Origin of the sequence: Microcoleus sp. B3-A4 (genome assembly GCF_036705385.1) — a bacterium.
GTDB lineage: Bacteria > Cyanobacteriota > Cyanobacteriia > Cyanobacteriales > Microcoleaceae > Microcoleus.
Map to the genome: position 1 here is coordinate 24,901 of NZ_JAUBUI010000065.1, position 10,424 is coordinate 35,324.

The window sequence follows — 10,424 nt, forward strand, 5'->3', positions numbered from 1 at the left end:
CGCTTCACGCACTTTGTAGCTCATCTAATTCTCAAGGCTAGATTAAACCCGCAACAAAAGCTACCACTCTCTATTAAAATTATCACAAAAGCTCGATCGGGTGCAGCAATGAAAGCTAAAAATTTCCCACAATTAGCATTACTATCGCTGGTGTGTGTCGCCTGTGTGCAAAACCCATTGGCACAAGCACCCGCCGCTTCGTCCGCACCCAATACCCCAACTCCTACGCCAATTCAAACTCCATCAATTTCACCTGCCGTTCAAACACCAATAGCACAAGAACCCGTCGCATCGCCCGCACCCAATAATCCAACTCCTACGCCAATTCAGACTCCACCGATTCCACCGCCTACTCAAACACCAATAGCACAAAAAACTCAAATTTCCACACCAATTCCGAGTCAAACGAGTTTAGAGGTTGCCCAGAAAACTACAAACTCTATGCCACCTGCACAAACTTACGACCTGCGCGTTATCGATAAACAACTATGGAGACGGCTGACAAAAATTACCTTTGGTGAAGATAGCATTATAGTGACTATGGTGATTACAAATGGTAGCAAGGAAGTTGTAATACTTAATGGTGAAAATAGTATGTATCTCTACGACAACTATAACCAACGATATAATTTATTACCTCCCTCCAATAATACCCAAATTATGATTAAACCAGGCACTACGCTCAAAGGGCAGTTTGTATTCGTAGGTTGGTTACAACCGAAAGCAGATAATTTGCGGATATATTCCACTATCAATTATGCGAGTAAATCTATTGCCCTATTCGACAATATTCCAATTAATCGGTAATTGAGAAATGACCCAGCTAATTAGACTAATTAATACTACGATAATCTCATCATTGCTTTTCGCGACCTCATCCTCTGATGTGGCTGCCAGTAAATCCGCAAAAGTCGATACTGTTGAGTCAGAATCAACAGCAGTTACAACCTTAGAAGTAGTACCAATTACTCCTACTACAGTAAAAGTTGAAATTATTGCTCAGACTACAGTAAAAATTGAGAATATCACCGCTAATCAAACTGCGACAGAGGAGCAGCTACCAACTCAAATAACAACCGAGACTGTTAAAAATATTGAAACAGAGTTGAACGCCGAAAAAGTACCTGAAGGCATCAGAATTAATGTGCCAGAAACTATTTTATTTGATTTTGACCAATATAACGTCCGCGCCCAAGCTAAACCCACTCTCAGCAAGATAAATCTGCTGCTGAGACATTACAAAAACGCCCAAATATTCATTAACGGACACACTGACAACCACGGGGAAGATTCCTATAATCTCGAACTTTCCCAGAAGCGAGCCGCAGCGGTAAAATATTATTTTATCAACGTTTTCAAGGTGCAGAATACCCGAATGCAAACCAAAGGGTACGGCAAAACTAAACCGATTTTTCCTAATAAAAATTTAGACGGCTCAGACAACCCGGTGGGAAGGGAGAAAAACCGCCGCGTTGAATTAATTATTAAAACATAGAAATTAGATTTTTTAACCGCAGATGCACGCAGATTAACGCTGATAAAAAGCGATTTTATAATGGTTTAATCTGTTGTTAAAATCCCAAATCCATTTTAGCAGATTCTGCCTCGGCAAATACTTGTTCATCGGGCATTTCTTGCCAGTCAATATCCCCAATTTCTCTGTAGAATTGCTCGTCATAAGGGCGAGTTTGCACGACTACGGGCATGGGTACGGCGTGTCCCAAAACTAATGCTTGCTGTTTGGAGTCGAGTTTTGCCAAAACTGAACGCAAACTCTGCCCTCCCGAAACGCCGGTAAAAATAGCCTCAATGTCTTTATCATCGTTTAGCAAAGCAGTAATGCGCGTTCCCACTTGCGACATGACTTCGGCGTCGATGCCGGAAGGACGCTGGTCTACAATCAGCAGGGTGACAAAGTATTTTCGCATTTCTCGGGCGATCGTACCGAAAATAGTCGATCGCACGATCGCCGGATCGAGAAAGCGGTGAGCTTCCTCAATGGTAATCACCAACGGCTGCGGGCGATCGCACGGATTTTTGCTCTGCAAAAACTTCTCAGCTTTTCGCACGTAAGATCCGTGAATGCGGCGAGTAATCACGTTTGCCGCCAACATATACGACAGCAAATCCGAGTGCGAACCGAACTCAATTACTACATTCTTCCCGCCATCCAAACACTGCAAAACTTCAGTCACATAATTTTTCGGACAGCGTTTCCGAATATATTTCAAATCGTTCAACCGCTCTAATTTTCGCTGCAAAGCCATAATTGAAGATTTATTTCCCCGCTTCTCTTCGCAAAACATTGAAATATCTTCATTGCTCATTTCCAGCAACTTATTGATCCAACTGCTGCCCAACTCGTTTCGCAAAATAATCGCATTTTCGATACTAGCTTCCGACAAATTCAACTCGCGCTGTACCAAAGCGATGTCTTCCACTTCTATTTCATCGAAACTCAAAAATAACTCTTGAGCGTCGCGGACTCCCCGGCGTTTGGTCGATTCCGGATCGAGGGTATAAATCTGAATTTTATCGGGAAACAACTGTCGCAAACCTTTAACAGTGCTGAACTTTTTCCCTTCCGAAACTGCTTCCCACCCGTACTCCGAGTGCATATCAAAAATTAGATTGACAGCAGCTTGCTTGCGAATAATTCCCGACAATAGCAAGCGCGTCAGAAAAGATTTTCCCGTTCCCGACTTGCCAAAAACTCCGTTGCTGCGTTCCACAAATCGGTCTAAATCCAAGCACACAGCAACGTCCATGTCAATCGGTTTGCCGATCGCAAAATTGCGGCGGTACGGATCATCTTCCCAGCCAAAAACTGCCCGAAAATCAGTTTCTTTGGCATCAAACACCTGGGAAAAGTGGCTGGGAATAGTTTTAACCGGCAGCAACTCAATATCCGCACCGGTTTGTGACTCAAAAGAAGCCAAATTTCCTAACGCCAGCTTATTCTCGCGGACTCCGCCGTTTTTCGTAGGGTCGAAAATTGCCTGCTGTTTTTCTCGTTCAGCAGTCAACATCAACATCGGCGACAGTTCGATCGTACCGTAGGTGCTGCTACCGGCTAGCACTGCGAGAAGAAAATCGTCGTCGGGATTGGGAGGATTCGATAAAATGCGGGCGCTAGAAGTTCCGAGAGACACGTCGGTGAGCATACAGAAAAAGTGCGATCGCACCCCCCGCACTACTAGAAATTTCCCCACCCTCATATCTTCCACCGAAACATCGGCGTGCAGTCGCACTTCTAATCCCTTGCTCAGGGAACCTTGAATAACAGAGCCTAACGGTCGATCCATTTTAGATTTTAGATTTTAGATTTTAGATTGTTAATAATCGAGCAATTTTCGATGGGCGATTTTTTATTTTAGATTTTCGATTGTTAACAGTCAACTAATTACCATTCCGATCCTAGTGGCACTTCAAAAAAAACTCGGACTCAGATCTATATTGACCAAATCGGTTTCGCTCAAATAAGCATCGGTCAAAAATACCGCTTTTAAACTTGCGCCTTTGAGGTTAGTACCTTTCAGGTTAGCACCTCTGAGATTAACTCGGAATAAATGAGCATCGCTCAAGTCGGCCTCAGTTAAATCTGCTCCCTCCAAATTTACTCTCATCAAATCTGCTTTTCGGAGGTCAGCTTCGGTTAAGTTAGCGCCACTGAGGTCAGCTTTTGTCAAGTCTACACCTCTCAAGTCTGCCCCGCTCAAGTTAGCGAACAGCAAAGTAGCTCCCGTGAAATCTGTCTCCCTCAAATCGGCATCGCTTAAATTAGCGCCGCTGAGGTCAGCCCTTGTTAAGTCTACACCCCGGAGGTCAGCAGAACTCAAGTTTACTTGGTGTAAAATTGCGCCGCTTAAATCGGCTCCTCTCAAATCTGTTTGCTCCAAGTTTGCACCTTTGAGGTAAGCTTTTTTTAAGCTAGCTCTGCTGAAGTCTGCATTTTTGAGATTAACCGAACTTAAGTTAGAACCGCTCAAATTAGCTCCGCTTAAATCTGACCCGTTTAAGTCGGCTCCGGTTAAGTTTACCCCTTGCAGCGATACATTGGGAGCAATTAAATAAGCTCCGCCCAGAGCGGGGTCAATGCCTTCTGAAAACAATGTTTTGTTGCTGTAAACAGCTTTCTCCAAAATTGTGCCGCTCAAACTAGCTTCCCTCAAGTCCGCTGCGCTGAGGTTGGCTCCCGCTAAGTTGGCCCGATCGAGTTTTGCGCCAAATAAAATAGCTTTGTATAAGTTTGTCCGCCGCAAATCGGCTCCTTTTAAATCGGCTTCGGTCAAATCTACCATAGCCAGATTTAAGCCAGGGAGCGAAGCATTGGGAGTTAGCAAAAATGCTCCCATTGCACCCGGATCGATATCCTCGGGAAAGATAGTCCGGTTGTTGTATACCGCCTTGTCTAAAATGGCGCCGCTCAACTGAGAACCGCGCAAATCGGCCCCACTGAGGTTGGCTCTGGTTAAGTTGGCTTCGTGGAGATTTGCTCCAACTAAATTAGCCTTGATCAAACTTGCTTGTTTGAGGTTGGCGCCCGTGAATTCGGCTCCTACGAGATTAGCTTCTCGGAGGACAGCACCAGTCAAATCAGCTCTAGTGAGGTTAGCTAAATTAAGAAATGATTCAGCTAAATCCGCCCCGCTGAGATTGGCGCCGCTGAGGTCGGCTTCAATCAGGTCTGCATACCTGAGCATAGCGCCGCTGAGGTTAGTTTCTCGGAGATCGGTGCCTCTGAGGTTGGCTCCCCGGAGTTCCGCACCGCCGAGGTTGGTGCCTTTAAGTGCTTGTCCCCTGAGGTCGAGTCGGTGCAGAAAGTCACCAACGTTCATGTCCATGTCAAATTCACCCTCTCTATTCCGATACTTTTTTCCTAACCTTTGAAATCAAGTTAGATATTCTGAAAGTACCTTTGCTGAGTTCTGGTCAAAACCATTGTAATCATCAATAGCCACAACTGGCGCATCTGGCGGATAGTGTTCTGGAATATCGTCAATGGCTACCCAAGGTGAGTTTTCTGCTTGATTTTGTCGAAGATACTCAAGAACTTCCTGGTGTCGTAAATATTTGTGTAGGTGAATATTTTTGGGGTTGAGAAAAGGGGTGAATCCGATAATACGGATAGCGATATCTGGTGAAAATAATGGCGGGATTACCTCGAAGGGGAATATTTCACGCCAGGAAGATGAAATTACTACTCGTGCATCAGGATAGGAACGAAGGACATTTTCAAAGTGATTAAGGCAAGCTGAATTAAATTTCATTAGATCTGCTTGCCCACTCGATGTTTCATGTCTTCTGTCAGGAATCAGTACACCATCAATGTCTAAAAAAATTAACATTAACTAAAATTCCTATGGAATGATTTAATGACTATTAATACGGGTTAATAATATAAATAAGCATCTACCACGCTGATCTCTTAAGTGTTCCCTGAATCCACTTGTTAGACAGAAATCAACATTGTTATTCACTGTTTTTATTGGTGGCTGCTTTCTGACGAAAGGAAGATGCTGGTATCAACAAGTATTGTTCTGAAATTCACAGTTTTTCTTGGCTTCGGCCTTCCCCCCTGCTGGGGTAGGGGGGAAGGCTTCTACCTTCTGCCTTCAGGCAAGAGGAGCAAAACTGTAGATTTTTTGAGGTTCGAGCCGATCGCAAATTCCGGTTAATTCCGACAAAAGGAATGTTTCGCGATCGAGCTGAACTTGCAGGGTTTTGAGCGGATCTCCACCGGAGGAAACCATGAATTCTAATGTTTGCAAATTCGGCTCAGTGCTGATTTCGCCCAAAATTTGGCCGATCGCCTTGACGTAAGGATGGTTTACATCCGAGTACCAGTCGGGGGCTGCGACTCCGGGTTGATCGAAGCCGAGGTGAACGATGAGGGAGCCTTCTCCGAAAAGGGCTATTCCCACTGGCCGCGCTTCTTCTTGCAGTAGCAAGTGCTGGCTAGCCGCCAAATGCCGCAGTTTTTCGAGGTGTTCGTACCGATTTTGGATTGCAGAATCTTCCTCTTTTCCTTCTGCTTTCTGGCTTCTACCTTCTTCCTTCGTTTCGTCCCACTGAATTGCCACTGTTACTAAATAAGTTTGCAGTAGCATATGACCGAGTTTTTCGGCTTTTGTTGCCAGATAGATCGAGTTGTAATCTGTGGCTTCAATCAGTAAGGGGACGCGATCGGCTACTTCAATCCCGTAACCTTTCAAACCTGCTATTTTGCGCGGGTTGTTGGTAATCAACCGAATTTTTTTAACTCCCAAATCGTTGAGCATTTGTGCTCCGACGCCGTAGTTCCGCAAGTCGGCGGGAAATCCCAACCGTTCGTTGGCTTCGACTGTATCCAATCCCAAATCTTGCAGCGAGTAAGCTTTTAGTTTATTTACCAATCCAATGCCCCGACCTTCTTGGCGCAAGTAAACTATGACGCCAGAACCGACATTTTCGATCATTTTCAGTGCTGCTTGCAATTGCATTCGGCAGTCGCAGCGCAGGGAGCCCAAAGCATCGCCGGTCAGGCATTCGGAATGCACCCGCACCATCACGGGTTTGTCTTTAAATTCTGCCGGGTCGCCCTTGACAATAGCAACGTGTTCTGAATTGTCTTGGGTGTCGCGGTAGGCGTAAATCATAAACTCGCCGAATTGAGTGGGCAATTTGGCGACGGTTTCGCGGCGGACGAATCGATCGTGCTTGAGCCGGTAGCTAATTAAGTCAGCAATACTGATTATTTTAAGGTTGTGGGTTTTGGCGTACTCGATTAATTCGGGCAACCTCGCCATCGAACCGTCGGGGTTTTGAATTTCGCAGATCACGCCGCTGGGATACAGGCCAGCGAGTCTGGCGAGGTCAACCGAGGCCTCGGTGTGACCGGCGCGTTTGAGGACGCCACCGTCGATCGCCCGCAGGGGGAAAATGTGACCGGGACGGCGCAAGTCTTGAGGTTTTGTATCCGGGTGGATGGCTACTTGAATGGTGCGCGCCCGGTCTTCGGCGGAGATACCGGTACTGACGCCGTTGACTGCATCGATGCTGACGGTGAAGGCAGTTTGGTTGTTGTCAGTGTTTTTGCTGACCATGAGGGGCAGTTCCAGGCGATCGAGCCTTTCGCCACTCAATGCCAGACAAATCAAACCCCGCGCGTTCACGGCCATGAAATTGATGTTGTCGGGGGTGGCGAATTGGGCAGCACAAATCACGTCGCCTTCGTTTTCGCGATTTTCGTCATCGACTACTACCACCATGCGACCTGCTTTGAGGTCTACGAGGGCGCTGTCAATTGAGTCAAATTGAAAGGATTGAGTTGAGGTGTTGTTATTTGTCACTGAGGAGTTCAAGCTATAAACAGTAATGTTATGGAAATAGAATGTATTTGTGATTGTAACCTTTTGTTTCCGACAGGGCGATTCCCCAGTCCAGATGAGTTTGACAATCTTTTTAAAGTCACTTACTATAATTATTGCATCTTGTCAACAAAATATCTCCCCAATATTTCATGAGCTTGACTGAGATCGCGAATATTTTAAGTAAACCGTACTTCCAAGCTCCTAATTGCTTAATTTATAACATGGATTGTTTGGAAGCATTGAAGCTGTTGCCAGAGGAATTTGTAGCTCTAACTGTTACCAGCCCTCCTTATAATATTGGCAAAGAGTATGAAAAATTCTTGCTGTTAGATGAGTATTTAAACTGGTGCGAGCAGTGGATAGCCGAGGTTTACCGGGTAACGTTCGATCGAGGAGCTTTTTGGCTGAATTTAGGTTATTTGTCAATTCGCGATCGGGCAAAAGCAATTCCGATTTCCTATCTGCTTTGGGACAAAGTGCCTTTTTATCTGATTCAAGAAGTTGTCTGGAATTACGGCGCGGGAGTTGCGGGCAGCAAGTTCTTTTCACCCCGCAAGGAAAAGTTTCTCTGGTAGGTAAAAAATCCTGATAAGTATACATTTAATTTGGATAAAGAGCTATTCTGGATTTGTGGTAAAAACGGTAGTCTCGCTCACGCAAGCTTTCTGGTCTGTACCACGGGAAGTTTTATTTTTATTATCACCTAAAACTCAGGAGAGCCGTCTAGCTTGTTGAAAAATTATCCTATCATTCCTTTGTCTTATGAGTACCAACGCCCCGGTCAAAACAATTTTAATTCTGGCAGCTAATCCCAAAAATACGGCTCCCTTGCGATTGGATCAAGAAATACGGGAAATTGACGAAGGATTGCGACGGGCAAACAAACGAGAACTGTATAAATTAGAACAAAAATGGGCCGTGCGTTCCCGTGATTTTTACCGAGCTATCTTAGATTATCAACCGAATATTGTTCACTTTTGCGGACATGGTGCGGGAGAAGATGGAATTGTCCTAGAAGATGATACTGGAAAAATGGCGCTAGTGCAGACAAATGCCCTCGCCAGTATGTTTAAATTATTTGCCAAAAAAGGGGTAGAGTGCGTAATTCTCAATGCTTGTTATTCGGAAGTACAAGCTGATGCAATTAGCCAATACGTTAATTATGTAGTTGGCATGAATAGAGCCGTGGGTGATAAAGCAGCAGTTGCTTTTGCGGTGGCATTTTATGATGGGATTGCCGCTGGGTATGAAGTGGAAGAAGCCTACGATTTAGGGCGTTCGCAGATGATGATTTTCCTAGAGCATGAAACTCCGGTTTTTAAGAAAAAGAACTTAATAGATGCTCCGATTGATGACGGTATAATTGCTTTTGAAGATGTGATTCCGCCTAACCCTTACCAAGGATTGTCTGCATTTAAAGAAGAAGATGCAGACTTCTTTTTTGGGCAAGAAAAATTTGTCAATAACTTAGTGGAAGTAACCCACAAGCAGCCCTTGGTAGCTGTCGTTGGGCCAAGTGGAAGTGGTAAATCTTCTGTGGTGTATGCGGGCTTAATTCCCAAATTGCGAAAAGAAGGAAATTGGTTAATTGAATCATTTCGTCCCGGAAAAGAACCGTTTTTGCCTTTGGCTTCTGCCTTAGTGCGGCAATTAGAACCAGAAGCGGGTGAAACTCAACAATTGCGGGAAGCGGTAGGATTAGCCGACGACTTACAAAATGGGAGAATCACTTTACAGCAAGTTGTATCTCGCATTTTAGAGCGTAACCCAGGTAAACGGTTGTTGTTAGTTGCCGACCAATTTGAGGAACTGTACACCCTTTGTCAGGTGAAGGAAGAACAGGAACGTTTTGTTAATGAGTTGCTAACGGCGATTACTCAACAAAACATTACATTAGTTTTGACGTTACGCGCTGACTTTTACGGTTATGTGCTTTCCTATCGTCCGTTTCGGGATGCTTTGCAGGAATTTACACCACAATTGCTTAGTTCCATGAAACGGGAGGAATTACAACAAACCATTGAATTGCCGGCTCAAAAATTGGCAGTACAGTTAGAGGCTCAATTAACCCAACGCATTCTTGATGATGTGGGGGAAGAACCGGGAAATTTACCCTTATTAGAATTTGCACTAACTCGTTTGTGGGAAAAGCAGCAAAACCGAGAGTTAACTCACCAAGCTTATGAAGAAATTGGCGGGGTGAAAAAAGCCATTGCCAATCATGCCGAACAAGTTTACCAACAACTGAGCGAAACCGAGAAAAAACAGGCACAACGTATCTTTGTGCAATTAGTGCGTCCGGGGGAAGGAACAGAAGATACCAGGCGCGTTGCGACTCGTGCGGAAGTGGGGGAAGATAACTGGAATTTGGTCAGTTATTTAGCAGGATATCAAGCGCGTTTGGTAGTCACAGGCCGGCAAGAACCGGAAGATACAGTAGAAGTGGTGCATGAAGCGCTGATTCGGGAATGGGGAACTTTGCGCGAGTGGATAAATGCTAACCGTGATTTTCGGACTTGGCAAGAACGGCTGAAAGTGGCCCTGGGGGAGTGGAAAAATAACAACCATGACTCTGGGGCGTTGTTGCAAGGTGTACCGTTAAATGTGGCAGCAGAGTGGTTGCGTAAACGCGCCGGTGAAATGACGCAGGAGGAACGAGATTTTATTCAGGTTAGCGTTCGGAAGCAAAAACGTAGGCGGCAATTTACTACTTTTGGAGTGTCTGGTGCTTTTATCGTTGTTTCTAGTTTGGCTATTTTTGCTAATTGGCAGTCGTGGCAAGTACAAAGAGTTCAGTTAGGTCAAAGTGATGCTCTCAGTCTGTATTCAAACGAACTTTTTAATAAAAATCAAGAGTTCGATGCACTTATAGCAAGTTTAGGAGCAGCCATACCAATTAAACGCACAAAAGCTCAACCTTCAATGCAAGTTTTGACTGCTTTGCGAAAAGCAGTTTATGGAGTGAAGGAACACCGTTTAGAAGACCATAGCGATTGGGTCTATAGCGTCGCATTTAGTCCAGATGGCAAGACTTTGGCTTCCGCCAGCGGTGACAAGACCATCAAACTGTGG

Annotated in this window: 8 protein-coding genes; 4 read left to right on the forward strand and 4 right to left on the reverse strand. The window is 45.0% G+C overall.

Going from position 1 to position 10,424, the window contains the following annotated elements; translation table 11 throughout:
* Positions 1-108: 108 nt before the first annotated feature.
* Both QUB33_RS21800 and QUB33_RS21805 read left to right on the forward strand, forming a co-directional pair.
* Complete coding sequence (locus tag QUB33_RS21800) at positions 109-807, forward strand: hypothetical protein (RefSeq protein ID WP_333354103.1); 699 nt, start codon at positions 109-111, stop codon at positions 805-807.
* Positions 808-886: 79 nt separating this feature from the next.
* Positions 887-1,495: an OmpA family protein gene (locus QUB33_RS21805; RefSeq protein ID WP_333354106.1), complete on the forward strand. Its 609-nt coding sequence runs from the start codon at positions 887-889 to the stop codon at positions 1,493-1,495.
* Positions 1,496-1,571: 76 nt separating this feature from the next.
* Here the strand turns inward: QUB33_RS21805 and QUB33_RS21810 are convergent, their stop codons facing one another.
* From QUB33_RS21810 to ribBA, 4 genes are all read right to left on the reverse strand, one after another.
* Positions 1,572-3,305 carry an ATP-binding protein gene (locus QUB33_RS21810; protein ID WP_190662648.1) on the reverse strand — a complete coding sequence of 578 codons (1,734 nt, stop codon included), beginning with the start codon at positions 3,303-3,305 and terminating at the stop codon, positions 1,572-1,574.
* Between the two features lie 123 nt (positions 3,306-3,428).
* Entirely contained in the window at positions 3,429-4,844 is a 1,416-nt protein-coding gene (locus tag QUB33_RS21815; RefSeq protein WP_333354109.1) for a pentapeptide repeat-containing protein, read from the reverse strand.
* Between the two features lie 48 nt (positions 4,845-4,892).
* Positions 4,893-5,348 (reverse strand): HAD domain-containing protein, encoded by a 456-nt coding sequence (locus QUB33_RS21820; protein WP_333354112.1) that lies wholly within the window; start codon positions 5,346-5,348, stop codon positions 4,893-4,895.
* A gap of 267 nt (positions 5,349-5,615) precedes the next feature.
* Complete coding sequence (ribBA, locus tag QUB33_RS21825; RefSeq protein ID WP_333354115.1) at positions 5,616-7,331, reverse strand: bifunctional 3,4-dihydroxy-2-butanone-4-phosphate synthase/GTP cyclohydrolase II; 1,716 nt, start codon at positions 7,329-7,331, stop codon at positions 5,616-5,618.
* A 170-nt stretch (positions 7,332-7,501) separates the two neighbouring features.
* Here ribBA and QUB33_RS21830 point away from each other — a divergent pair, with 170 nt between their 5' ends.
* A complete protein-coding gene (locus tag QUB33_RS21830; RefSeq protein ID WP_333354118.1) occupies positions 7,502-7,927 on the forward strand; it encodes a DNA methyltransferase in 426 nt (141 codons plus the stop codon).
* A gap of 187 nt (positions 7,928-8,114) precedes the next feature.
* Positions 8,115-10,424, forward strand: a 2,310-nt coding sequence (locus QUB33_RS21835) for an nSTAND1 domain-containing NTPase (protein WP_333354121.1), incomplete at its 3' end; no start/stop codon positions are given.

Bases quoted from the DNA above. Each gene is read 5' to 3' on its own strand.
- QUB33_RS21810 (WP_190662648.1), bottom strand. From the start codon at position 3,305: ATGGATCGACCGTTAGGCTCTGTTATTCAAGGTTCCCTGAGCAAGGGA.
- QUB33_RS21815 (WP_333354109.1), bottom strand. From the start codon at position 4,844: ATGGACATGAACGTTGGTGACTTTCTGCACCGACTCGACCTCAGGGGA.
- QUB33_RS21830 (WP_333354118.1), top strand. From the start codon at position 7,502: ATGAGCTTGACTGAGATCGCGAATATTTTAAGTAAACCGTACTTCCAA.
- QUB33_RS21820 (WP_333354112.1), bottom strand. From the start codon at position 5,348: ATGTTAATTTTTTTAGACATTGATGGTGTACTGATTCCTGACAGAAGA.
- QUB33_RS21800 (WP_333354103.1), top strand. From the start codon at position 109: ATGAAAGCTAAAAATTTCCCACAATTAGCATTACTATCGCTGGTGTGT.